The sequence below is a fragment of the Candidatus Chlorobium masyuteum genome, from assembly GCF_011601315.1.
GTDB classification, from domain to species: Bacteria; Bacteroidota; Chlorobiia; order Chlorobiales; family Chlorobiaceae; genus Chlorobium; species Chlorobium masyuteum.
In genome coordinates this window covers 64,860-89,654 of the sequence record NZ_JAAORA010000004.1, presented here as the reverse complement: position 1 = coordinate 89,654, position 24,795 = coordinate 64,860, and the positions used below count along the sequence as shown (strand labels likewise).

23 protein-coding genes are annotated in these 24,795 nt (G+C 48.9%); 12 read left to right on the top strand and 11 right to left on the bottom strand.

Translation table 11 applies throughout. The features are described from left to right. The first annotated feature begins 204 nt into the window (after window positions 1-204). The 8 genes from G9409_RS08500 (at window position 205) to ybgF (ending at window position 7,287) form a co-directional block, all read left to right on the top strand. Window positions 205-1,788 carry a DUF92 domain-containing protein gene (locus tag G9409_RS08500; protein ID WP_166808367.1) on the top strand — a complete coding sequence of 528 codons (1,584 nt, stop codon included), beginning with the start codon at window positions 205-207 and terminating at the stop codon, window positions 1,786-1,788. Between the two features lie 26 nt (window positions 1,789-1,814). Next, entirely contained in the window at window positions 1,815-2,492 is a 678-nt protein-coding gene (tolQ, locus tag G9409_RS08495; RefSeq protein WP_166808366.1) for a protein TolQ, read from the top strand. Then, on the top strand, window positions 2,489-2,911 hold the full coding sequence (tolR, locus tag G9409_RS08490) for a protein TolR (protein WP_040433570.1): 423 nt from the start codon (window positions 2,489-2,491) through the stop codon (window positions 2,909-2,911). Before tolQ ends, tolR begins: the two co-directional genes overlap by 4 nt. Window positions 2,912-2,920: 9 nt before the next feature. Then, window positions 2,921-3,784, top strand: a complete 864-nt coding sequence (locus G9409_RS08485) for an energy transducer TonB (protein WP_166808365.1) — start codon at window positions 2,921-2,923, stop codon at window positions 3,782-3,784. A 209-nt stretch (window positions 3,785-3,993) separates the two neighbouring features. Next, window positions 3,994-5,307: a Tol-Pal system beta propeller repeat protein TolB gene (tolB, locus tag G9409_RS08480; protein ID WP_166808364.1), complete on the top strand. Its 1,314-nt coding sequence runs from the start codon at window positions 3,994-3,996 to the stop codon at window positions 5,305-5,307. Between the two features lie 41 nt (window positions 5,308-5,348). Further along, entirely contained in the window at window positions 5,349-5,819 is a 471-nt protein-coding gene (pal, locus tag G9409_RS08475; RefSeq protein ID WP_166808363.1) for a peptidoglycan-associated lipoprotein Pal, read from the top strand. Window positions 5,820-5,909: 90 nt separating this feature from the next. Next, the gene (gene pal, locus G9409_RS08470) at window positions 5,910-6,422 is read left to right on the top strand and encodes a peptidoglycan-associated lipoprotein Pal (RefSeq protein ID WP_166808362.1); all 513 of its coding nucleotides are present in this window, start codon (window positions 5,910-5,912) and stop codon (window positions 6,420-6,422) included. Window positions 6,423-6,519: 97 nt separating this feature from the next. Further along, window positions 6,520-7,287: a tol-pal system protein YbgF gene (ybgF, locus tag G9409_RS08465; protein WP_235923277.1), complete on the top strand. Its 768-nt coding sequence runs from the start codon at window positions 6,520-6,522 to the stop codon at window positions 7,285-7,287. A 90-nt stretch (window positions 7,288-7,377) separates the two neighbouring features. Here ybgF and pscD read toward each other — a convergent pair whose 3' ends face one another. The 5 genes from pscD to G9409_RS08440 all read right to left on the bottom strand — a co-directional run bounded on the left by pscD (window position 7,378) and on the right by G9409_RS08440 (window position 11,670). After that, window positions 7,378-7,812 carry a photosystem P840 reaction center protein PscD gene (gene pscD, locus G9409_RS08460; protein ID WP_166808360.1) on the bottom strand — a complete coding sequence of 145 codons (435 nt, stop codon included), beginning with the start codon at window positions 7,810-7,812 and terminating at the stop codon, window positions 7,378-7,380. A gap of 139 nt (window positions 7,813-7,951) precedes the next feature. After that, the gene (gene dnaK, locus G9409_RS08455) at window positions 7,952-9,868 is read right to left on the bottom strand and encodes a molecular chaperone DnaK (RefSeq protein WP_166808359.1); all 1,917 of its coding nucleotides are present in this window, start codon (window positions 9,866-9,868) and stop codon (window positions 7,952-7,954) included. 83 nt (window positions 9,869-9,951) lie between these two features. Then, window positions 9,952-10,350 (bottom strand): Hsp20/alpha crystallin family protein, encoded by a 399-nt coding sequence (locus G9409_RS08450; protein WP_166808358.1) that lies wholly within the window; start codon window positions 10,348-10,350, stop codon window positions 9,952-9,954. 413 nt (window positions 10,351-10,763) lie between these two features. Further along, window positions 10,764-11,021: an anti-sigma factor family protein gene (locus G9409_RS08445; protein ID WP_166808357.1), complete on the bottom strand. Its 258-nt coding sequence runs from the start codon at window positions 11,019-11,021 to the stop codon at window positions 10,764-10,766. 25 nt (window positions 11,022-11,046) lie between these two features. Further along, window positions 11,047-11,670 carry a sigma-70 family RNA polymerase sigma factor gene (locus G9409_RS08440; protein WP_006367026.1) on the bottom strand — a complete coding sequence of 208 codons (624 nt, stop codon included), beginning with the start codon at window positions 11,668-11,670 and terminating at the stop codon, window positions 11,047-11,049. Window positions 11,671-11,893: 223 nt separating this feature from the next. Between G9409_RS08440 and G9409_RS08435 the strand changes: the two genes are divergently transcribed. Then, complete coding sequence (locus G9409_RS08435) at window positions 11,894-13,417, top strand: phytoene desaturase family protein (protein WP_166808356.1); 1,524 nt, start codon at window positions 11,894-11,896, stop codon at window positions 13,415-13,417. Here the strand turns inward: G9409_RS08435 and G9409_RS08430 are convergent. The 4 genes from G9409_RS08430 to mfd form a co-directional block, all read right to left on the bottom strand. Further along, window positions 13,414-14,634, bottom strand: coding sequence for an alanine dehydrogenase (locus G9409_RS08430; protein ID WP_166808355.1), 1,221 nt, complete (start codon window positions 14,632-14,634; stop codon window positions 13,414-13,416). The two genes, G9409_RS08435 and G9409_RS08430, sit on opposite strands and share 4 nt — an antisense overlap. Window positions 14,635-14,750: 116 nt before the next feature. Next, the gene (locus G9409_RS08425) at window positions 14,751-15,431 is read right to left on the bottom strand and encodes a 2Fe-2S iron-sulfur cluster-binding protein (RefSeq protein ID WP_166808354.1); all 681 of its coding nucleotides are present in this window, start codon (window positions 15,429-15,431) and stop codon (window positions 14,751-14,753) included. Window positions 15,432-15,568: 137 nt separating this feature from the next. Continuing rightward, window positions 15,569-16,162, bottom strand: coding sequence for a 2Fe-2S iron-sulfur cluster-binding protein (locus G9409_RS08420; protein WP_166808353.1), 594 nt, complete (start codon window positions 16,160-16,162; stop codon window positions 15,569-15,571). A 167-nt stretch (window positions 16,163-16,329) separates the two neighbouring features. Then, window positions 16,330-19,638 (bottom strand): transcription-repair coupling factor, encoded by a 3,309-nt coding sequence (gene mfd / locus G9409_RS08415; protein WP_235923276.1) that lies wholly within the window; start codon window positions 19,636-19,638, stop codon window positions 16,330-16,332. Between the two features lie 85 nt (window positions 19,639-19,723). On the opposite strand from mfd, the gene G9409_RS08410 reads away from it, so the two are divergent. The 3 genes from G9409_RS08410 to G9409_RS08400 all read left to right on the top strand — a co-directional run bounded on the left by G9409_RS08410 (window position 19,724) and on the right by G9409_RS08400 (window position 23,439). Further along, window positions 19,724-20,692 carry an ABC transporter ATP-binding protein gene (locus tag G9409_RS08410; RefSeq protein WP_166808351.1) on the top strand — a complete coding sequence of 323 codons (969 nt, stop codon included), beginning with the start codon at window positions 19,724-19,726 and terminating at the stop codon, window positions 20,690-20,692. Window positions 20,693-20,951: 259 nt separating this feature from the next. Next, window positions 20,952-21,644 carry a response regulator transcription factor gene (locus tag G9409_RS08405; protein ID WP_166808350.1) on the top strand — a complete coding sequence of 231 codons (693 nt, stop codon included), beginning with the start codon at window positions 20,952-20,954 and terminating at the stop codon, window positions 21,642-21,644. A 4-nt stretch (window positions 21,645-21,648) separates the two neighbouring features. Continuing rightward, window positions 21,649-23,439, top strand: coding sequence for a sensor histidine kinase (locus G9409_RS08400; protein WP_166808349.1), 1,791 nt, complete (start codon window positions 21,649-21,651; stop codon window positions 23,437-23,439). 62 nt (window positions 23,440-23,501) lie between these two features. Here G9409_RS08400 and G9409_RS08395 read toward each other — a convergent pair whose 3' ends face one another. Both G9409_RS08395 and G9409_RS08390 read right to left on the bottom strand, forming a co-directional pair. Next, window positions 23,502-23,993 carry a hypothetical protein gene (locus tag G9409_RS08395; protein ID WP_166808348.1) on the bottom strand — a complete coding sequence of 164 codons (492 nt, stop codon included), beginning with the start codon at window positions 23,991-23,993 and terminating at the stop codon, window positions 23,502-23,504. A gap of 268 nt (window positions 23,994-24,261) precedes the next feature. Next, window positions 24,262-24,768, bottom strand: coding sequence for an NUDIX domain-containing protein (locus G9409_RS08390; RefSeq protein ID WP_166808347.1), 507 nt, complete (start codon window positions 24,766-24,768; stop codon window positions 24,262-24,264). Between the last annotated feature and the right edge of the window lie 27 nt (window positions 24,769-24,795).

Here is a 24,795-nt window from a genome sequence, read left to right as displayed (position 1 = left end):
GGACATTGATGCGTACAGGTTTCTTCGAAAGAAAACGAAAACTGGAATCAATTTACGTTTAAAGTTCTACTAATACAAACAATAAAAATATTAAACGAGAGTGAATATTTGCTGTTTAATCTCAAGAGTTAAAATGATATTTTTTAAGCAGTCGCATTCGTTTTTCAGTGCTGATATTTGTGCAATAAAACAAACAACTGAATCATGCTGAACCTTCAGTCGCCGTTGTCTCAGGACATCCCGGTCTTTTTTCTGACTCTTTGTCTTGTGCTGCTTTTTGTTCTTCTTGCGGAACTGCTTACAAGAAAATTCGGAATCTCTCCTCTGGTGGTCAGAAAAGTCATTCACCTCTCTATGGGTGTTGTGCTGTTTTTTATACCAACCTATTTTCAGTCAAACTTTTATCCCGTGCTTGCAGCTTTTTTGCTGCTGCTGCTTAATGCACTGAACATGCGATTTTGCTGGTTCCGGGCCTTGCTTGCCGGCAGTGATAGCCGTGAGCTTCAGCCAACCGCGACCGCTCAAAGTTACGGCTCGCTACTTTTCCCTTTTGTTTTTCTTTTTCTTGCTCTTTTTCTCTGGGAATCACATAAATGGATACTCCAGATCTCCGTGCTGGTCATGGGGGTGGGCGACTCGCTAGCAGCTCTTGTAGGGAGTTCCGTCGGCAAAAAACATATCGAGCATCTGACCAAAAACCCTAAAACTGTCGAGGGGTCGCTCACGATGTTTTTCAGCAGCCTGCTCTTGCTCGGAACAACCATGATGCTTTTCCGTCATGAATTCAGCGGAGGCCTTGCGGGCACTTCAACCATCTCTCTGTTTGCTCTTGTGCTGCTTCTTGCGCTTGTTGCCACGGCGGTTGAAGCGCTGCTCTCCTATGGTCTGGATAACTTTTTTATACCGGTTTCCATTGCCTATATCCTCTATGTGCTTGAGATGAATCATACTATTCTTCTTGAGAATTTTCTTCTCGGAGGATTTTTTGCCTTTCTCCTTGCGTTATTCTCGATCAAGGTTAAATTCCTCAATAACAGCGGAGCGACGGCCACATTTCTTCTGGGAACAACGATATTCGGCATAGGCGGGATGGCCTGGACCGTTCCTCTCCTGACCTTTTATCTTCTCTCATCGGTATTGTCCAAGCTTGGCAAGAAACGGAAGGCGAAATTTGATCTGGTCTTTGAAAAAGGTTCACAGCGTGATGCCGGTCAGGTGTACGCCAACGGGGGAATTGCCTGGATTATGATGGTGGTTTTTTCCCTGACCAACGATCCGGCAATCTTTTTTGCCTACCTTGGTACGCTTGCGGCCGTGCAGGCCGATACCTGGGCAACTGAGATAGGTACCATGTGGCCAAACCCGAAAGCGAGACTGATCACGACCTTCAGGGAGGTTCCCGTAGGCACTTCCGGCGGTGTTTCTGTTCCCGGTACATCAGGGGCATTTCTCGGTTCCCTTTTTATCTGTGCAAGTGCCATGATCGTCGATGTGCAGTGGCTGGCCGATTTTGGCGTTCTCCAGTCCTTTCTTCTCATCGGCTTTTCCGGACTTCTGGCAAGTCTTGTTGACAGCTTTTTCGGCGCAACAGTGCAGGCCCAGTATTTTGATCCGATTCGCGAAAAGGTTACAGAACGGACCCACAGCCTCGCTCCTGACGGGTTGATGGTTGAAAACCGGCTGCTCAAGGGCGTCCCTTTTGTCAATAATGATCTGGTCAACACACTCTGTGCTCTTTCCGGTTCAGCGCTGGCCTACATGGTGATTGAGAATATGAATTTGTTTTAATGAACCTTTAATTAGTTACCCTTCTGATGCTTGATTCTAAACTCGGGATTTTCGGACTGGTTTCGGATGCCGGACCTGTCGTCTTGTTTGTTCTTTTTGTACTCCTCTCTTTCTCTGTGGTATCCTGGGCAATCATTGCCTACAAGTTCGGTTATGTCCGTAAATCACTCGGCGAGTCGAAAGTGTTCCTTGACTTTTTTTTCGATGTCTATAATGTCGACAAGGCTTTTACAGAGAGTGAACAGTACCGGCATGGCTCCCTGCCCAGGGTGTTTCGTGCAGGCTATATTGAGTATCGGGCACTTGGAGATAAAAGCGATATCCGGCAGGCGCGAGCCCGGATTGCAAGAGCAATCAAACGTGAGGCAAATCTGGAGGGCAAAAGACTTTCGTCACTGATCTCTTTTCTTGCAACTGTCGGCAATACCGCACCCTTTATCGGGCTTTTCGGCACCGTTTGGGGTATTATGACCTCTTTTCAGAATATAGGCCAGTCTCAGTCGGCCTCTCTTGCCATTGTTGCTCCGGGTATTTCTGAAGCCCTGATCGCAACTGCCGCCGGTCTTGCCGCGGCAATTCCGGCGGTTATCGGCTATAACTATTTTTCGCAGCAGATCGGTAGTATCGAACATGACCTCGAGGAGTTTTCTCCGGAATTTGCCGCTGCATTCCTTATTGAACCCTCTTCTCAGCAAGGGATATGATGACTTCCGGAAAAGGTCGTTTGATGAGCGACATCAATGTAACGCCATTTGTTGATGTCATGCTTGTGCTCCTTATCATTTTTATGGTAACCGCACCCATGATGACGCATGGTGTCAAGGTTGAGACCCCGCAAACAACTCACGAGAAGATGGACGTTTCGGAGAAAGCGCTGGTGATCAGCATTGACGGTTCAAGGCGGGTCTATATCAATGAATATCAGTTGAACGCCAGTGAAGTTCGCCAGAAACTGCCGACGATCCTCGATGTCAAGCGGACAGGGGAGGTCTACCTGAAAGCCGATAAATCGCTCCCGTACGGATTGGTAATGGATGTTATGGCCCAGATCAGGGATGCCGGAATTGAAAAGATCGGAATGGTGACGGAACCGGCGGCTGTTATCGGCAAAGAGGGGAGATAAGTGGGGAGTATGAAAACAGCTCAGAAGAGAGTTCCTGCTGAAAAAAAGTTTTTTTTCTGGCTTGCCGCTGCAGCAGCCATGCATCTCCTGCTCTTTATATTCGCGTTGTATCTCCAGATGCTGGATGCAGATCGGCATGCCAAACCATCCAGGCTGGTAAGCGTCACGCTTGTATCGCTCTCCGGTCCCGGAGGCCCTGCCGGTTTTTCAGAAGCACCGGGCGAAGGATCCTCACTTCCGGCAGCTCAAACCGTGTCAGAACCGCCAGCTCCGGTCGAACCAAAAGCCTCGCAGCCGGCCGCACTGCTTCCGCCAACCCCGGTACAACAAAAAGCAAAGACTATTTCCGATGTTGTAGCCAAGCCGGCCAGCAAGCAGGATGAGATCAACAAGGCCTTTGAGCGCCTCAAACAGGTCGTTGCAAAGAGTTCGCCCGCGCCGCCCAAACCATCTCCGGCAGGGAGTATGGGTAATCTGAACAAAGCGCTTGCGCAGCTTCAGCAGAGAGTGAATGCTGAAGGAAATCCGGGAGGACGGGGCGGCTCCGGGTCCGGCGGCAGTGGCAGGGGGGGCGGTCCCTACAAGGCATATATCGCCTCCATTATTCAGCGAAACTGGGAATTTTCGGGCAAGATGCTCAGAAGCAGTTACGGTATGGAGGTCTATGTTCGTATACACATCCTTGCAGATGGAACGATCAATCAGATTGTTATCGACAGGAGGGCTCCGAGTGAGTACCTGAACAACTCGGTGAAACGGGCACTTGAGAAATCCTCCCCGCTGCCCGTTATTCCGAAAGAGGAACTTGCGCGTGAGCGTGAGCGTGAGCTTTGGGTCGGTTTTGTATTTACTCCTGAAGGTATTGAGAAGTAGTGAAGGCCGGTTTTTGACGGATAGAGAGTGCGGGAAAAATACTTTCCGTATATAGGCCGGTTGATGTATATTTGTTGAGCAATACCGAATAGATGTTTTGTTTACACTTGCGATGAGAGAGCCCGTATTGATGCTCTGTGGTTTGGTAAATACATAAGGAAGCTGCCGGTTTTCCGGCGATCTTTTACAAATTATAACGGTGACTATATATGCGAAAAATCCGATCTTTTTTTTCCGGCACTCTTGTTCTCTTCTCCTGCCTCTTTGCTTTTCCTCACCATCTCACAGCTGCTGAGTCAGGTGAGTATATCGCCATCCGCAAGGAGGGTGCCAGTAAAATTGCACTTGTTCTCGACAGACCGGATGCAAAGGGCAGAAAAGAGAGTGAGTGGGCAGGAAATATTGACGCCGTTATTCATGAAGGGCTTGATTTTACCAATTATTTCTCGGTGATTGCTCCTCCCCTTAATGTCAAGGAGGTTGTTGACAAAGAGACGGTGCGCGTTAATTTCAGTGCCCTGAATTCAGTTGGAGCGGAAGTCTATGCCGGTGGAAGGGTGTTCGAAAAATCCGGGCAGGTCACGCTTGATATGGAGGTCTTTGAGAGCGCAGGAGGAAAGTCGCTGCTCAAAAAATCCTATAAAGGCCGAAAAGATGAGCTTCGTACTATCGGTCATGCATTCTGTGCCGATCTTGTTGAACTTCTGACCGGTAAAAAGTCGGTTTTCGGCAGCAGGATTGTTTTTGTCAGCAATAAAACCGGTTTCAAGGAGATCTATGAGTGTGATTTTGACGGGTATGGTCTTGAACAGCTGACCAACACCAAATCCATCACCCTTACCCCTGCTCTCTCTCCGGATGGAAAGTACCTTGCCTATACTGATTTTACAGCAGGTCACCCCGCCCTCTATATCAGGAACCTCTCCGACAGGAAAACCAGTTTTGTGAGCAAAAACGGTATCAGCATTGATCCCGGATGGAGAGGCAGCAGTGAAGTTGCCACAACCCTCTCCTATGAAGGTGATCAGGAGATCTATCTTGTCAGACCCGATGGCTCCGTCTCCCGGCGTGTTACCAACAGCAAGGGGATAGACGTCTCGCCGACATTTTCACCCGATGGAAGCAAAATGGCCTTTGTCTCTTCGCGAAACGGCTTGCCCCAGATTTTTGTCCAGGATATTCATTCCGGAGAGGTTAAACGACTCACCTTCAGCGGACGCTATAACACGCAGCCTTCATGGTCTCCATCCGGGGATAAAATTGCCTACACGACATGGGAAAAGAATGGCGAAATCAATATATTTGTGATAAATGCAGACGGTTCAAGCTTAAGACAGCTGACAAGAAATGCACAGGAAAACGAAGCGCCTTCATGGTCTCCTGATGGAGAGATGATTGTTTTTTCATCCAATCGCCAGGGGGCAAAAAAATTGTACGTCATGAGTGCATCCGGAGAAAACCAGAGGCGATTATTGCAGGTTGATGGCGAGCAGATGCAGCCATTCTGGTCCGTATTTCGATAGTGTGCCGCGGCTGAAAAAACAATAAAAAGGAGGATTGACCAATGGTAAACCAGAAGATTTTATTTCGAAACCTGCTGATTCCCTCAATGCTGTTTCTGGGAGCCTGCTGCTGCGAAAAGGATGTCGTTGTCGCTCCGGAACCGCCTCCACCGCCGCCGGTAGCGCCACCGGTAGTTCAGGGACCTGTGCTTGGTGATGTCTTTTATGATTTCGACAAATCACTTGTACGTGCTGATGCTGTAGAGCAGCTCAAAACCAATGCCTCATGGCTGCAGGCGAATGGAACACGGAGTGTTGTTATTGAGGGCCATTGCGACGAACGCGGGACCAACGAATACAATCTTGCTCTTGGTGAGCGTCGTGCGGTCAGTGCCAGGGACAATCTCGTGAACCTCGGTATTCCGGCCAATCGCATGAAAACGGTCAGTTATGGTGAAGAGCGGCCATTTGCCGTCGGTCATGATGAGGAGTCATGGGCCCAGAACAGAAGAGCACACTTTGTGGCTGAGTAGTATTGCCTGTTCAGGTTGTGATGTATCAGGGGGCAGGCTGAACCGGGCTTGCCCCCATTTTTTTATTCATGCTAAAATGACGATTGAACGATGAGAAAAACAGTAAACGGCATCTTTATTCTTGCCTTGATGACGACGGCGGGATGTTCATCAAAAAGTGCAGTGACCTCAACAGAGAGCACTGGCGGCAGCACCTCTGCCGAAAGTTCTGCGCCCTCATCTCCGGCACTGCCCTCTACACCGACAGGATATGGATTTGACAAGTATCAGACAGGACCGCTCGGTGATGTGTTTTTTGATTTTGACAGTTCCACACTCGGCACAGAAGCTCAGGGCCAGTTGAAACAGAATTCCGAGTGGCTTGGAAGCAATACAGCCAAAGGTGCTCTGATTGAAGGTCATTGTGATGCGAGAGGTACCGCAGAGTATAACCTTGCACTTGGAGAACGCCGAGCGGCAACAGCGAAGGAGTATCTGGTAAAACTCGGAGTTGCGGCCTCCCGCCTTGAATCTGTCAGTTATGGTGAAGAGCGCCCTTTCGATGCTGCCCAGAATGATGAGGCATGGGCAAAAAACAGGCGCGCGCATTTTGTGATAAAATAACAGGGGCGTTCAAGCCTTAGCCCGGAGTAGCCCTGGAGCTGACAAACGGAAACAGGTATTAGTGCAAGTTTTACATAAATCAATGTTGTTGATATCCATGAATAAAAAGATTAAACCGTTTATACTCTTTCCCTTTTTTCTGCTTTCGGCATGTGCTTCAAAGCAGGAGCTTGTTGTTGTCAAAGACGATCTCCTGAAACTGAAAACAGATTCTGAAACCATTAAAACACAAACGGCAGTATCCTATTCGGATGTACAGCAGATTCGTGATGAGGTTGCACGCCTGCAGGGCAGTATTGAAGAGGCCAGATACAATAACAGCAAAACATTCGGGCGACTTGGCATGGAGGACTCTCTGCTTGTCCACAAGTTTGATGATCTCGATTCACGGCTACAGAAAATCGAGAGTTATCTTGGAGTCGAAAAAGATATGAAATCCCCTCCGGCAGCAACACAACCAAAGAGTGAATCCGTAACGGAAGCGGTGAAAACGGAGATCTCTCCTGAAAAGAAACTTCTGGATGAAGGTGTTGTGCTGCTCGGAAAAAAGAGCTATACCGCAGCACGGGAAAGTTTTGGCAAGCTTATACAGGGCTATCCGAAATCACCCCTTCTCTCTGATGCTCAGTTTTATCTTGCGGAGAGCTATTTTCTGGAGAAATGGTATGAAAAGGCCATTCTGGAATATCAGGTGGTTATTGCCAAATATACCAAAAGCAGCAAGCGTCCGGCAGCGCTCTTCAAACAGGCGATCTGTTTTGAGAAGATTGGCGATACAGCGAGTGCCAAGGCACGATACAGCAGTCTTGTGAGTGTCTATCCGGCCTCTCCGGAAGCAAAGCTGGCAAAAAAGAAACTCCCGTAGTGATGAGAAAAAAAATGCCATGCAACCGTGATTGCATGGCATTGAAAAGAGGATGTGACAGGCTTGCATAACAGGAGGTATTGGCTCCGGTTACTTGAAAAACTTGTCCAGGGTATAGAACTGGCGGTCAATTTCAACGGCGAGCTGCTGGTGCAGTGAGTCATAAAAGACAGGAATATCCCTCATGGTCCACTTGATTCCCCGCTTGTCAAAGTCGATGACATACCGGTTCTCATTGTCAAGTACCTTCTGTTTCAGGTCAATTCCGATATCGGGCTGTGTGGTCAAAACAAACAACTCTATCTCACCTGAAATGATTTTACTGATTATCTCAGGTGTCGGCGACAACTTTCTGCGTCCGGATACAGGGCAGATCTGGATCTGAAGTTTCCCGTAGTTGTCCCTTTTTGCCGTGGTGATATAATATTTCTTGGTTTTATGCGCCGCATTCCCCGACCATGGTCCAGCAGTACTGACCCTGACCTGGTTTGTAGCGGTATTCGGACGGCTGAGCTGAGATCGCATCGTTTGCACGGTTAAAATTTGCAAATAGAACACTCTTCGGTGTTCCGCGTTCAACATGGTTAAATTAGCAAATCAAGGTTAAATAACAAAGGGATTCATGACGAATCCCTTTGTTTCTGATAAGCTTGTGTTGACGAGCTTACTTCTCTTTGTCATCAATGACTTCATACTCGGCATTTTCAACTTCACCGTCTCCACCGCTTTTTCTCTTTTCGCCTTCCGGCTGAGGAGCCTGCTCGGAATGAGCAGCTTCAGACTGAGGTGACTGGTAGAGCTGTGAAGCAATATCGCTCCACTCCTTGTTGACCTCTTCCATAGCGCTCTTGATGGATTCAATAGTGCCATTTTTGTAAGCCTCCCGGAGTTTATCAAGGGAGCCTTCAAGTGCCGGGCGTTTCTCTGCCGGTATTTTATCACCCAGCTCCTTCAGCTGTTTTTCCGTGCTGAAAATGAGAGAGTCAGCCAGGTTTCTTGTGTCAATCTCCTCCTTGCGTTTCTGGTCTTCGGAAGCATGCTCTTTTGCATCCTGCTTCATTTTTTCGATTTCCGTATCGCTCAGCTTGCTGCTCGACTCAATTTTAATGCTCTGCTCTTTTCCTGTCGCCTTGTCTTTTGCCGACACGCTCAGAATACCGTTTGAATCGATATCGAAGGTTACTTCGATCTGCGGAATCCCTCTTGGAGATGGCGGAATATCACCAAGATGGAACCTTCCAAGTGTTTTGTTGTCCGTGGCCATCGGGCGCTCTCCCTGAAGGACATGGACCTCAACTGAAGTCTGGTTGTCACCTGCGGTTGAGAATACCTCCTGTTTTCTGGTCGGAATGGTGGTGTTTGCATCAATAAGCTTGGTCATGACACCGCCAAGGGTCTCTATACCCAGAGAGAGCGGAGTGACATCAAGCAGAAGCACATCGGTTACATCACCTTTAAGCACACCGCCCTGAATGGCTGCACCGATTGCAACAACCTCATCAGGATTGACGCTTCTGTTCGGCTCTTTTCCGAAGAACTCCTTGACAAGAGCCTGAACCTTTGGTATGCGGGTTGAACCTCCGACAAGCACAACTTCATCAATATCCTTCATGTCAACCTTTGAGTTCTTGATTGCACGATGGCAGGGATCAAGAATCTTGTCGAACAGCTCAGCGCTCAATGCCTCAAATTTTGCCCTGGTCAGATTGATGACAAGGTGTTTCGGGCCCTCCTGGGTTGCGGTAATAAAAGGGAGGTTGATTTCCGTATCCGTTCTTGATGAGAGCTCTATTTTTGCTTTTTCAGCCGCCTCTTTCAGGCGCTGAAGAGCAATGGCATCATTGCGAAGATCAATACCCTCCTGTTTCTTGAACTCATCTGCCAGATAATCAATAATTTTCTGGTCAAAGTCATCGCCGCCGAGATGGGTGTCGCCATCGGTTGATTTGACTTCAAAAACGCCATCTCCAAGCTCAAGAATGGAGATATCAAATGTTCCTCCGCCAAGATCGAAGACGGCAACCTTTTCATTCTCCTTTTTCCGGTCAAGTCCGTAGGCCAGAGCTGCGGCTGTCGGTTCGTTGATAATGCGCTTGACATCAAGGCCGGCAATGCGTCCAGCATCTTTGGTCGCCTGTCGCTGAGCGTCGTTGAAATATGCAGGAACGGTAATGACCGCTTCGGTTACCTTCTCTCCGAGGAAATCTTCGGCTGTCTGTTTCATTTTCTGCAGAATCATTGCAGAAACCTCCTGTGGAGAGTAGATCTTGTCGTTGATTTTTACCCTTGCTTCGCCACTTTCGTTGATGATTTCATACGGGGCCATCTTTTTCTCGTTCGGGACCTCATCATATTTGCGTCCCATAAAACGCTTGATTGAGAAAATGGTGTTTTTCGGATTGGTGATAGCCTGTCTTTTTGCAGCCTGTCCTACAAGACGATCACCTGTTTTGGTCAGGGCAATAATTGATGGTGTAGTACGGTTGCCTTCTGAATTTTCAATAACCGTAGGCTGAGTTCCCTGCATGACCGCTACACAGGAGTTCGTAGTGCCAAGGTCGATGCCGATAATTTTTCCCATAATGTTTCTTCCTTTTCTTTGAGAGTGTATGAAAATGATGAGTTTTGGAGGGAAGCCCGCAAAACCCGGATAGTGCTACAGCGTTAATTAATTGCAATCTCTTTTGTTCTTCCTGCAGGACGTGCTTTTGGCAGTGTTATGCAAAGCATTCCACCCTCAAAGTCAGCCTGGATGTTATCCTGATCGATTATTTCGCCAAGATTGAAGCTTCTTGAAAAAGTGCCATAAGTCCGTTCAATACGGTGGTAATCCTTTTTTGAATCTTCTGTTACCTGTTTTCTTTCGGCCTTTATGGTCAGTACATCATCCTCGATATTGAGTCCTATCTGCTCCTTTGCTATTCCGGGAAGTTCTGCATCTATATGAAATGCAGTTTCGTCTTCAGCAATATCAACCTTGAATGCAGGCGTCGTGGGCAACTGTGATCCTGACCAGATATCGTCAAACAGTCTCATCGGGTCTTTTGATAGTTTTACCAGCATAGTGTTCTCCTTGTAATCTCTTGCTTGTTATGAGTAGTGTGATTATTGGCAGCTCTGTTATGCAGCTGCCTGACTATTTAATAATCAATTACCGTGCCAATGCCGAAAAAAGCTTGTCCACCGCTTTTCCGGAGCAGAATATGTCACACTGGTGATTATTGTGTCAGATCGGAGTGTGTGTTTACTGACAAAATGTCAGTAAACGGGTGAATGGAGCTGGCAGGCTTCAAGCGGGAAGAGGAGCGTGTGCCGCGGCCTTCTGCCGGGCGGTATTCAGGGGTTGAGAGCGAAGAGGTAAAACCGGTTCGCGCAAGGGGATCGGAGCGGTACCGGTTTTTGTAATTCTGCTGATCAATTCTGTTGATCGTATGGGGTCATGCTGAGGCTTGGGGAGGGTCACTGCCTGCAGGGTTTCATTCAAAGAGGAGGGTGTCTTCATGCTCAGTGGCAGGAATAGTGGTGAGCTGCATAATGGAATTAACAAGCGATTGCGGTGCTTTAAACTGAACAATCCGCTCCTTGATGATCATCTTTGTTCTCTTTGCCTCTCCGAACTCCTCATGGCACTCCTTGCATTCGGAGAGATGCGCCAGAAAATCCTGCTCCTCCTTAAGATTAAGCTCGGAGTCTACTGCTGCACTCATAAGTACGCGGGCTTTTTTGCAGTTCATAATAAAAAAATTATACGTATTGATTTTATTGATCAGCATTCGTATTGAACCCGTATTTCTTCGCATAGCTTTCAAGCTGTACCCGAAGCAGTTTTCTTCCTCTGTACAATCTTGAACGCACAGTCCCTATAGGGCTTTCTACCATGTTGGCAATCTCTTCATAGGTAAACCCCTCAATATCACACAACTGAATAACCTCTCTGAACTCTTCAGGCAGAGAGTGCAATGCCTGATAGACCTCTTCATGGAGCAAAGAGTGGAAATAATCGCTCTCCGCTTCAGTGGTATCACTCCGGGTATCCTTGATTGAGTGATAAAAATCCTTTATAAGATCGTAATCAACCTTTCCCGGTTCTCTTGAGTTTTTGCGAAAACGGTTGATATAGTTGTTTTTCAGGATTTTAAACAGCCATGCCTTGCAGTTTGTTCCCCGTTCAAAGGAATTAAAAAAACGATAGGCCTTGAGGTAGGTCTCCTGCACAAGATCCTCTGCATCGTCAGGATTCATGGTCATGTGCAGCGCATAGTTGTATAAGGAGTTGAGATGCACAACAGCCTCTTTTTGAAACTCAAGCTGTTTTTGCTGTTCTTCCCGGGAGAGAGAGCCCTTTTTTGTTTTTATCTGACGAACCGGTTCATTTTTTTTCATATGATCACATCATCCTTGTTCTGTCATTGCATAACGTGCTTGTCGCTTACTTCGCAAAATAATTATAAAAAATATATTTTAGGTCAATTAAAGGGACCCTTTATAAATTGTTATGAGCGGTTTGAGCAGGCGGCGGATGGAGTCCGGACTGGTCGGGATAATCAATTTATAGAGAGCTGCCCTGAAAAGGTTATTCAAGAACTTCCGGTCTAAATCCTGATACATGACTTCATCACATGAATCTGCCGATGTCATCGTTATCGGCGCCGGTATCGGAGGACTGACAGCCGCTGCCCTGCTTCAGGAACGCGGTATTTCAACACTTCTCTTTGAAAAGAACCGTTATCCGGGAGGAAGCTGTTCCTCCTTTCAGAGAGAAGGGTACTCTTTTGATGCCGGAGCTTCAGTCTTTTATGGCTTTGGTGAAAACAGCAGCAGCGGAACACTTAATCTGCATACGAGAATTTTCAGGAAACTTGGCATCCAGGTAAAGACAATTCACGATCCTGTTCAGATTCATTATCACCTGCCCAATGATTTTGCTGTTTCGGCATCCTATGATCGCAAGACCTTTCTCGATGCATTGATCGATCGTTTTCCCTCTGAAGCTGACGGGATAAGAGCGTTTTACCGTGAGCTTGATGATGTCTATGCTATTCTCAGTTCACTTCCTGCCGGCTCTCTTGAGGATGTGAACCACCTCCTTACTGTCGGCGCCGGTTATCCGCTCAAGACCATCTCGCTTGCTCTGAAGACATTTCGCTCAATGGGTAAAACAGCACGCCGCTATATCCGGGATGAGGAGCTGCTCCGCTTTATTGATATTGAAGCTTACTCCTGGGCGGTTCAGGACGCTGTTTCAACACCGCTTGTCAATGCCGGTATCTGCCTTGCAGATCGTCATTATGGAGGCATAAACTATCCGGTCGGCGGCTCCGGAGCAATTCCGAAGGCGCTTTGCCGTGGAATTGAGAAATTCGGCGGTCAGATACGCTTTCAGTCAGCGGTGAGTGCAATTCTTGTTGAAAACGGAGAGGCCCGGGGAGTCAGACTTGCTGACGGTGCCGAGTATTTCGCAAAAGCGGTTATCAGTAACGCCACCGTCTGGGATACCTTCAACAGGCTCATTTCGGATTCTCGATACCGGGTTGAAAAAGAGCGGTTTCAGCAGGCACCAAGCTGGTTTCAGCTTTTTCTTGGTGTTGACAGCGCTGTTATTCCTGATGGTTTCTCTGTTCATCATATTCTTGTTGATGACTGGCAATGCTATAACCAGCCGGGCGGGACAATCTATTTTTCTTCGCCCACCCTGCTTGATCCGTCACTTGCCCCTGCAGGCAAGCACATTGTGCATGCTTTTGTTACAGCCGAGATGGATGCATGGCAGCACTGCGACAGGGGAGGGAGCGAATACCGCGAAGCGAAGGAACGGTTTGCCGAGCGGATTATTGCCAGAACGGAGCGGATCCTTCCCGGGCTTGCAAATGCGGTTGAGCTGAAGGTGCTTGCCACTCCGCTTACCCATGAACGTTATCTTAACCGGTTTAACGGATCATATGGTCCCTTGCTTAAACCGGGTCAGAATATTCTGCAGAAACCCCAAAATACGACGCCGGTGAAAAATCTGTTTGCGGTTGGTGACAGCACCTTTCCCGGTCAGGGAGTTATTGCTGTGACCTATTCGGGGGTCTCATGTGCATCCTATGTAGCCAGAAAATTCGGAACTCCTCTTGAAGAGCTTGTTTAGCAGGCGGCAAGCAGCATATCAATCTCACGGTATGGGAAATCGGTAAGCTCGGAAAGAATTTTTTTGGTGACGTAGCCCCTGAAAATATAGGTTCCTTTTCTCAGACTGTGGCTTTTCCACAGGATATCCGAGATGGTTTCGTGATCGGTCAGTTTGAGTATAAAGGGGAGCAGGGTGTTGGTAAGGGCGAATGATGCTGTTTTGGCCACGGCGGAAGGAATATTCGGGACACAATAATGGGTAACACCATGCTTTACATAGATCGGATTGGTATGTGAGGTATGGCGGCTGGTGGCAAAACATGCGCCCTGGTCAATGGAGACATCAATAATAACCGATCCGGGCTTCATTGACTTGACTACCTGTTCACTGACCAGTGGTTTGATGATCTTCTTTTTCGGACTTAGCGCACCGATCATGACATCCGAGGTTTTGGCCAGCTCTGAAATGTAGTGATCGTTGGCTATAGCCGTTACAAGATGGCGATTGAAAAACGCCTCAAACCGTCGCAGCCGGTTGATCTCCTTGTCGATAACGGTAACCTGTGCTCCAAGCCCGAGAGCATCCTGAGCAGCAAACAGTCCTACGGTCCCGGCTCCGATAATGGTGACATGCGCCGGTGGGACACCTGCAATTCCTCCAAGCAGAATACCGCTTCCTCCATAGCCGGTTTCAAGGTATTTTGCAGCAGTCTGAATAGCCAGTGAGCCGGCTATTTCACTCAGCGTTCTGACAATCGGCAGTTCACCATCTCTTGTCTCTATAAATTCAAATCCAAGAGCGGTGATATTTTTTTCGAGAAGTGTTTTCAGTAACTGCGGGCTGACTGTTCCAAGATGGAGTGCGGAGATAAGCATCTGGCCGGGCATAAAGAGCGAAAGTTCCTCCGGCTGAGGGGGTGAGACCTTGACAATGACGTTTGATTGTTCAAACAGCACCTCGGGTGTTTCGGCGATAATTGCTCCCGCTTCTGCGTAATCGAAATCAGTGAAGTTGCAGAAGTTCCCGGCTGATTTTTCTATTATAACCTTGATGCCGTGCTCAACCAGTATCTGAACACCGGGAGGTGAAATAGCTACCCGGCGTTCATCCTGAGCCCGTTCTCTGGGAATCCCAAGAACAATGCTCATGGTTTTTTCGGGTTTGATAAGCCAGCGTTCAAGCGTTTTTGCGCCAAGTTCAAACTCAATGCTTTCGATATCGGATGAGTAGCCCATCAGGAGTTTACGGTTTGGTCCCTCTCTTACGTTTTCTTCCGACAATGTCGGGACTTGCGCACTTACTAAAGCGTTTCCTCTTTGTCATCTGGTCAGCTTCGGGAACAGGAGAAAAACTACTTTACTGATATTTTTACAGACTCAATCGACTTTGTTTCACTGGAGCTGCTGCACGAACAGGTTGTTCCCGGCAGATGCAGGTGTCCGCCTGAAATCGAGCATACAGTATCTGCTGCTCCTTTCACTGCGCCTTTGACTCCGTCGGCAAGCAGGGAGCCGGGGTACTGCAGAAAAGGAAATGTTTCCATAAAGGTGTTTGACAGAAGCAGTGATGCCTGAACGAGTCCGTTGCCGATTTTTGAGAGGGAGTCACCGGGGTTCATCTGCCCTTTTTTGACTCGTTCAAAAAGGTTTCCGGCACCTTCAGGCAGTTTGTTCGTCACATTATAACCGATTGTACGGGCATAGGTTACAAAGCCCGGAATGTTGAGCCCGAGCACAATGCGCCGCAGATGCTCAGCGCGTGAAAGCACACTGAGTGGTCCCTCTTTGACGATAACACTTTGACAGGCAAGTCGTCCTCCCTCCTGCAAAAGTTTCTCTGAAATAAAGGCTTTTTCGATGTTGTTCGGTGCCGAAAGCGTCTCCTTGCCCTCCCTGACATAGACAAAACAGCTCTGGCAGATGCCGTTGCCACCGCAAATATAGCCAATATGGCACTTGTTATGCTGAGCTGCATCCAACAGACGCTCACCAATCCGGGCTTCGCAGGGCCGGTCGTTGATAGTGATGATCATGGGTATCGGAGTTAGGTGTGAGTGATAAAACCATCCTTTATCCCTTTATAATGGAATATAAGCAATTTCAGTGCTGCACCCGTCAAACCTTCCTTTTCCCTGTAGAAGAAAAATATTTGACGGGTGCGCATGTGTTCTCAGGCTTGAGCGCCCTGTTTAGCTCTAGGTTCAGTCGCTTCGCTGAGCTGGCTATGTGTGTTGGCCGAGTCAATATGGCCTATTATTTTACACTCCGCTTTCGCTGGGCAAGCTGGCTGAAGGGCATCCACCACAAGCTGCAGTGCACTTCCGATTCCACCGATAATGTCCGAGAGCAATTGCCAGAGATCAAAACTTCTTGTCGACTGTAACTGCATGGTATCGGGGAACTTTACGAGTGCCTCCCATCCCATTTTTCCGGCATATCCCGGCAGTTGCAGCGGGTTTTTTTCAAACAGCTCCTTAACCTGTTCAACAGTCGAAACGATCTCAATGGTTCCCGGTTTTTCAACTGTGGTCAGGCATGCCATTCTTGTTCCCTCTTTTATCAGTGTATCAGAGAGTAATGCTTTTTCGGAGTCACTGATGGGTGAAAGCAGTTCACTCCCTTTTTTTACGGTAACATAACAGGTCTGACAGATGCCGTTTCCGCCACAGAAGTAGCCGATATGAGCATGGTTTATGCGGGCAACATCAATGAGTCGTTCTCCCGATTCAGCTTCATAACTTTTACCATTTATAATGATAGTCATGTTGTGTATGGTTTTAATTTAAAAGTGTACTAAAACAATCCTAATTCCTAACAACGGAGTAGTACCAAAAGTTGCTCTTCACAGGATGATTATTCTATCAGGTCAATAATGTGCCGGAAACCTATACTCCTGGCGCTCATCGGGGAGTTTAAGGGAGCGTGAGGTTTTCATGCCGTCAGCTCTTTTGATGCCCGATCAAGTTTTTTCAGCAGATCAGTATAACGCTCGAGCAGCATGCAGGGGGATGTGTCGGACGAAGCGGGGTGGTGCAGCACCAGCTTTATTTTTTTCTCCATTTTAAATCCCGGCCGGTACTCCTGCATCCAGGGCTCCTGGACAGATAGAAAGAGATACTGGAAAAACTCACGGTTTGCAAGGTGTTCATTGTCATGACCCGGTAGCAGAAGGGTAAAGCTCTTCGGCTGGATGTCGATTTTTTCAAGCCCGAGGGATGAAGCCGTAAGTTTGAGTTTTGTCAGGAGCAGCAGTGTTGCCACCTCTTCGGGCAGAGCACCGAAACGGTCCCTGAGCTCCCTGGAAAGTGCTTCAACTGCCTCTTCTGATGGAGCTTTGGAGATTTTTTCATAAAAGGCAAACCGCTCATGGGTTGCATGAATAAAGTAATCGGGAATGAGTGCATCAAAAAAGAAGAGCAGATCACAGCTTTTTGATGGTTTCGGTGCCGCTTTGCCATCAGTTGTAAAGAGATGACTGAAGGTGGTTGACTTCAGCTCGGCAACGGTCTCTTCAAGCATTTTCTGATAGAGATCAAATCCGAGTTCATGAATATACCCGGACTGCTCGGCGCCGAGCAGATTGCCCGCGCCACGGATATCGAGATCGCGCAGGGCAATATTGAAGCCTGATCCAAGCTCGGTAAAACTCTCGATCACCGCAAGCCGCTGCACAGCATCCCGTTTCAGGGTGTGGAGCGGCGGTGTGATCAGGTAGCAGTATGCTTTCCGGTCGCTTCTGCCGACCCTCCCGCGCAACTGGTAAAGGTCGGAAAGGCCGAACATGTCAGCCCGGTTGATGATAATGGTATTGGCATTGGAGATATCCAGACCCGAGCCGATGATGGTGGTGGAGATCAGGACATCAACCTCTTTCTGCATAAAGTCCATCATAACCTTTTCAAGCTCTTTCGGCGCCATCTGACCATGAGCAAAGACAATGCGTGCAGAGGGGACAAGCTCCCGCAGGGTGTGCTGTACCTCTTCAAGGCCGGAAATACGGTTGTGCAGAAAGAAAACCTGGCCTTCACGCCTGATCTCCCGCTGGATCGCCGATTGAATCAGGGCAGTGTCATAATCGGTTATGAGTGTTTCTACCGGTTGACGGTTTTTCGGAGGTGTCGAAACAATGGAAAGGTCACGCGCTCCCAGCATTGAGAATTGGAGGGTTCTCGGTATCGGTGTTGCCGACATGGTAAGGGTGTCAACACCGGGGAACTGTTCCCGGAGTTTCTCTTTGACCTCAACGCCGAAGTGCTGCTCTTCGTCTATAACAAGCAGACCGAGATCCTGGAACAGCACATCTTTCGATACAAGACGGTGGGTACCGATGACGATATCAATCTGGCCCGCTTTTATTTTTTTGAGCAGCTCAATCTGATCCTTGCGCGGAACAAAACGGCTCAGAACCGCTATGGCAATCGGAAAATTTTCAAACCGTCTGATAAAGGATTCGGCATGCTGGTGTGCGAGAATAGTCGTCGGAGTCAGAACCGCAACCTGTTTTTTTGACTCTACAGCCTTGAATGCCGCACGCATGGCAATCTCGGTTTTTCCGAATCCTGCGTCCCCGCAAATCAGCCGGTCCATCGGATGAGGCGCCTCCATATCTTTTTTAACCTCAACAATTGCCCGATGCTGATCGGGTGTCTCCTCGAAAATAAATGAAGCTTCAAATTCCCGCATGAAAATGGAGTCCGCAGCAAAGGCAAAACCGGACTGCATTTTTCTCTGGGCGTATATTTTGATCAGGTTTATGGCCGTATCGCGGAGCTTTCCGCGGACTTTTTCCTTTTTTGCGGCCCATTTCGAACTTCCGAGTTTTGAGAGCGAGGGAAGTGCGCCTTCGGATGCGGTATACTTTGAGAGCAGGTTAATGTTCTGCACATTGACAAAGAGCTGATCGCCCCCCTCATACTCCACAAGTACCGACTCCTGTTCGGAATTACCGACGGTTATGGTCTCAAGGGATTTGAAAATTCCGATACCGTAATCTTCATGAACAACATAATCGCCCACTTTGAGCTTCTGGAGATCCTTGAGTGATATCCCCCGGATTTTTCGCTTGCGATGGGCTTTGTGGGTATGCAGCTTGCCGAAGATGTCGGATTCGGTATAGAGGTCAAGAGAGCCGAAGGTAAAGCCGGTGTGCAGGTTGAGCGGAAGCCAGCTTGCGTCATGCAGGGCTGATCCTCCTGATTCTGTCATCTCTTCGGCGAGGAAGTCGGTCAGTTCTCCTATTTCGCGTCGTGAACCGGTTGCAAAGAGCGGTTTTCTGTTTTTACCCGACTCCTGCTGCAGGAGTGAGGCAAGTACACGGAAGTTTGCATTGAGTTTTTTCTGCGGGCCGGAACCGAACTCAATAGCTGAAGGTGCCGAGTGCATGATCCATATAGATCGGAACCGGGAGAGTCCAGCCGAAAGCGCTTCATGGTTATCCAGTGCAGCAAAATCGATGGTGTCATCAATGATGATAACGGTGGAGGGGTCAAGATAATCAAAAATTGTTGTCCCGGTTCCGGAAGCATCGCTCTCTGTTACAATAAAACTGGCGGTAATATCCGCTTCGGCTACCGTTTTTCCTGAGAGCTGGCTGTTGATGTCGAACAGGCGCAGGGAGGAGACGGTGTCGCCGAAAAACTCTATACGCAGCGGCTCTCTTGCTCCGAAAGGGAAGACGTCGATTATGGAGCCGCGGATGGAGAACTCTCCCTCATCCTCAACAAACTCCCGCTGTTCAAAGCTGTTAGACTCAAGAAACCGCTTCAGGTTTGTATAGCCCGCGGCTTCATCGGTTTTCAGGTGTAGAATCCGGTTTTTCGCTTCAGCCGGTTTGCAAAGTGCAACATCGAGATCGTCAAAAAAGGAGAGGATGGCCGATTTTTTCCCTCGTGCCAGTGCTCCTATGGAAAGAGAGAGCTCGTCGGAGGTGTTGCAGATGCTCTCTTTCGGCAGGAGGGCATCAAAATCATTTTCATAGAGTTCGAAGCTCTGCTGGCTGCAAAGCACCATGAGAGAGTCGGGGTGGTCAGTAAAAAGGAGAGCTGCGAGCACTGCCGGGAGCGATCCCTGCAGTCCTGAAATATTGACAGGGGGAAAACTCCCCTTTATAGCAGGTTTTTCCTGTAAAGCCTTTTTGAGCAGAACATAAGGGCTTGACTGCCTGATGATTTCAAGCAGAAATCCCGGATTTCTCTTGGTAACAGAGGCGCTTTGGAGGTCAGAATCTGATAACGTTTTCATATGAAGCTTACAAAACATATTTTCATGCTTGATCCCGGCAAAACGTGTAACCTTGAAACAAGCACTGGCGGGCAAGCTGCTATATATGGAAAAAATTCTTGAACTGAAAAATCTCAGGACCTGGTACTCTACTGACAACGGTATTGCAAAAGCGGTAGACGGAGTAAGCTTTTCGCTGGGAAGGAACAGAACCCTCGGTGTTGTCGGAGAGTCCGGATGCGGAAAATCAGTGACAGCACTCTCAATTATGCGGCTGATCCCTATACCTCCAGGCTATTTTGCGGGCGGGGAGATTCACTGGAAAGGGCGCGACCTCCTGAAGCTTTCTGAAGAGGAGATGCGCAAACTTAGAGGCAACGACATAGCCATGATCTTTCAGGAACCGATGAGCTCGCTCAATCCGGTCTTTACCTGCGGCAGCCAGATTATGGAACAACTTCTCATTCACCGCGACATCAGTAAAGCCGAAGCAAAAAACCGATCGGTTGAACTGCTCAATCTGGTCGGGATTCCAAACCCTCTCGAACGGTTCTCCTCCTATCCTCACGAGCTCTCAGGAGGAATGCGTCAGCGGGTCATGATTGCCATGGCGCTATCCTGCAATCCGGCGCTTCTGATTGCTGATGAACCGACTACAGCCCTTGACGTAACCGTTCAGGCGCAGATACTTGACCTTATCGGCAAACTTCAGGGCGAAACAGGGATGAGTGTGATGCTTGTCACCCATGATTTCGGAGTGGTTGCCGAGCTTTGTCAAGATGTTATTGTCATGTATGCATCAAGGATTGTCGAAAAAGGAACCGTTGAACAGCTTTTCACCAATCCGCTTCATCCCTACACCAGGGGCCTTCTGAAATCCATTCCCCGGCTGGGCTCATCAAAAGAGCGGCTTCATGTGATCGAAGGCAATGTTCCCAGTGCGGTCAATCTGCCAGAGGGGTGCCGGTTTGCCGGAAGATGCACGCTTGCCGATGCACACTGCCGCAAGGAGCAGCCGGAACTCCTCTCCTTTGAGTCCGGTCATGAAGCGGCCTGCTGGAAAGCAGGGGCGTAAAGAGGGGGGAAAGTGGACCCTCTGGACGAAGATATGGTGCACAGCAATGGACTCAGTGGAAAAGATTAAAGAGCATTTGTATTTGGTGTATTGTGGCGTATGAGATTACGGACCCGCGAAACATTCCCGAGTACCATCAGGAAAAGGCTATAAAAAAAGAAAATAGTTTTGTCCAGGGAGTCCACAACGTCCATGATCTTCCTGGCCACTGCGTCCACTTGAGCGTCTTGTGTGTTAATATGTTAAACTCTGTATCCTCATGTCGGATCCGATGCTTCTTGTTGTTGAGGATGACCCCCATCTTGCACAACTGCTTGGCTTTAATCTTGAACGGGCAGGCTTTAAATGTCATGTTTCATCAACAGGCGAAGAGGCTCTTCTGCAACTTGTCCGAAAAAGTTTTGATCTCGTACTGCTTGATGTCATGCTTCCCGGAATTGACGGTTTTGAGGTGTGCCGGCAGATCAGGCAGAATCAGCTTTTCAAGGATCTTCCCATGATCATGCTCACGGCAAAAGGTGAGGAGATTGACCGGATTCTCGGTTTTGAACTGGGTATCGACGACTATGTTGTCAAGCCGTTCAGTCCCAGAGAGCTGATCCTCAGGATCCGGGCCATTCTCAAGCGCGATCGCCGTCATGGCGGCAGGGTGCCGGAGCAGCTCACCGCAGGTACGCTTGATGTCGATCTTGTCCGTCATCAGGTTATCCTTGAAGGCAGGGAGCTTCTGCTTACCCTGATGGAGTTCAAGCTGCTTGCTGCGCTGCTCAAAAGAAAAGGCGAGGCGCAGTCACGCGAAAAGCTGCTCAGCGATGTCTGGGATGTTGACCGCTCCATCAACACCCGCACCATCGATACCCATATTACCCGGCTTCGTGAAAAGCTCGGCGAAACCGGACGGATGATAAAAACCGTACGCGGATTCGGTTACAAGTTTGATGAAGAGGCTTAAAACGATGCAGGCAAAAGTTTCATTCAGGCTCGGGGCTGTTATCGGCACGATTATTTTTGTAACCGTGCTCGTCAGCTATCTTTCACTTGGCGGCCAGTTAACCGAGCTGCTCAGAGAGGCATCCCGCAGGGAGTTGCACCGCGATCTTCTGCTTAATCGCCAGATACTTGAAGAGAAGCCCGCAGGATGGCTTGAGGCCGATAGTGCCGATGCCTGGGCCGACCGGGTAGGGAGTGCACTTGAACTCAGGGTTACGCTCATCGATCTTCAGGGAAGGGTAATCGGCGACTCCTATATTCCTGCAAAAAAACTCGCTGTTTTACAGAACCACCGCAACCGCCCTGAAGTAGAGGCGGCATTGCAGACAGGGTACGGAGAGGAGTCCCGCTACAGTCAAACGGTTAAGGAGCAGATGCTCTATATTGCGGTACCTGTCGGACGGCCAAAACCCCGGGCCCTTTTGCGTTTCGCCAAACCCCTTTACGATATCGGCATCTTTGAGAAAGGAATCCGCAAAAGCATCGAGCAGGGGCTCTTTTTTGCGCTCTTTTTCTCTTTTGTTGCGGGTCTCCTCGGGGCGTTTTTTCTGGCCAGGCCGCTTCGCAATCTGGCGGAAATCGCCCGGAAACGGCTCCAGGATGACCTTTCCGGCACCATTCCCGTTGACAGGCAGGATGAGATCGGTATGCTGGCCCGTGCATTCAACACCATGTCCGATGAGATAAAAAAAATGAGGCGCAGTGAAGAGTGGTTTCGCGCTGTTTTTTCGGGAATCAGGGAGGCAATCATTGTTACCGATGCTGCAGGAGATATTATACTCGTCAACCCGGCGGCATCAAGAATTTTCCGGATTGAAGGGGCCATGTTCAAATCCAGGCCCCTCCGTCACCTCTCCGACAGCCGGCTTGAAGAGCTGTTCAGCAGGGTACACAAGAGCCATCTGGCGCTCATCAAGGAGGAGATGGCCTTTGAAACAGCGAAAGGACGTCGAATCATGCAGATCAGTTCCATGCCGGTCATGCAGGGGGAGCGGTTTGACGGAACGGTTTTTGTCTTGAATGATATTACCAAACTTCGCAATCTTGAGCGGGTTCGTCGCGACTTCGTATCCAGCGTGTCGCACGAACTGCGTACACCCCTGACGAGCATCAAGGGATATACTGAAACGTTGCTCGAAGGGGCGATGCATGAGCCGGAACATGCCTCTGCGTTTCTGAAGATTATCCTTCAGGAGAGTGAACAGCTTACCGCACTGGTAAACGACGTGCTTGATCTCTCCAGAATCGAGTCGGGCCGCATTGAGTACCACTTCAGTGCGGTGGATCTCAGGACTGTTATAGCAAAATCGGTTGATCAGCTTCGTCTTGCGCTCGAAAAGAAAGCGGTACGGCTTGATGTCAGCATTGCCGATGACATGCCGCAACTCCATGCGGACAGCGGATATCTGGAAATTGTGGTTCGAAACCTGCTTGACAATGCCATTAAATATGTTGATGCAGAGCACGGCAAAATCAGGATATCAGCATTCAGAAGCGGCGATTATGTGCAGCTTGATGTGGAAGATAACGGCATCGGTATCTCGAAGCAGGATCTGGGAAGGATTTTTGAGCGCTTTTACCGGGTTGACAAGGCCCGTTCCAGAGAGCTTGGCGGAACCGGACTCGGGCTTGCCATTGTCAAACACATCGTTCTGGCTCACAAAGGCCACGTAGAGGTTCGTTCCAGAGTCAGCCAGGGATCGGTCTTCTCGGTTCTTTTTCCGGTTGCATCAGATAGTAGCGTAAACAGGAACTGATCTCTTCTCCATTCGCCGGATCAAGAGATCAGTTTGTACTCATCGATACTGCCTGAAGATGCTCAGGGCAGATAAAAGCGGATGCCTGCAGCTCCGTTGAGTCCGAGCCGGACCGTTGGCGCCACATCAAGTACCGGTGCTATTTCCGCAAAGAGGTCAATAGGGGTATCGGCAAAGAGATAGGTGATACCTACCGGAACGCGAACACCGACCTCGGTCTCATGACTGTTTTTAATTCTTCCGCCTATGCCGTAGTACCATGGGAAACGGCCTTTCAGTTCGGAAGGAGTTATTGACCGTTTGCTGTGCACCAGATAGTCGGCATGAAACTGAAACGGGTTATTATTGTCCGAAAGCGATACGGCAAGAGCAGCATCTATGGCCGTGGAGTTGTCGAGCCAGTATTTCATGCTCACGCCGGTCGGTTCACCGACAATCAGCCCGACGCCGACCCCCTCTCTGGCAAAAACATCACTGCCGCTGCATGCAGCCAGAAGTGAGGCGATACAGGCAATTTTTTTCACTTTTCTACTGATTTTCCTCCTGTTCATCATGCTCTCCCTGTCGTTATCGATTGTAAAAGTATGTACGGTATGGTGTTGCAATCGGATCTCGTGTAATCATTCCTTTCAGTAAAGAAAAAGCATCAATTATCAGCGATCGCTTCATCAGCCAGTATAGCAGAAGGAGGGAATCAATAGCAAGGAGTTAACTTATTTTTAAGCAAACTTTTACATATGCCCCTTGCCAGCGGCCTCGGGCGCGGGCCCCTTTGTTTGAGGTTTTGAGTAATAGGTGCGTATCTTGCTTTCGGGGCAGCTCTTAAAGCAGGGACTCACTTTCTCTGGCGTCAGAAATAACCTTTATATGCAGGGGAATACGCACTTCCGGGATCAAATGGTGCGGATAAAAACCGGCATCGAACAGTTCGTTGTTGATCGCAATGGTATCATCATCAACAATTACCCTGTAGGCGACCACAAGCAGCGATCCATACATCTCCACCTCCCGGTGATAGATGCCGATAAGCCGATCAATTCTGCCGTTCAATGCCGTCTCCTCCATCAGTTCCCGCAGGCACCCTTCGTGAGGCTCTTCGCCGGCTTCAATAAAACCACCGGGCAGAGCCCATTCGTTCAGTGCAGGTTCCTGGGCCCGGCGCACCACAAGCAGTTCATTTTCTCTGTTGACCGTATAGGCCAGTGCGACGGGGAGGGGATTTATATAGTGCACCCAGGCGCAGACGGGGCAGAACATTCTCTGACGACCATCAATCCTGGCGCCTTCGAGCCTGTTTCCGCATATCGGGCAGTAGGTATACGATCTCATTATGATTTGGAAGAAACTTTTTGCTGA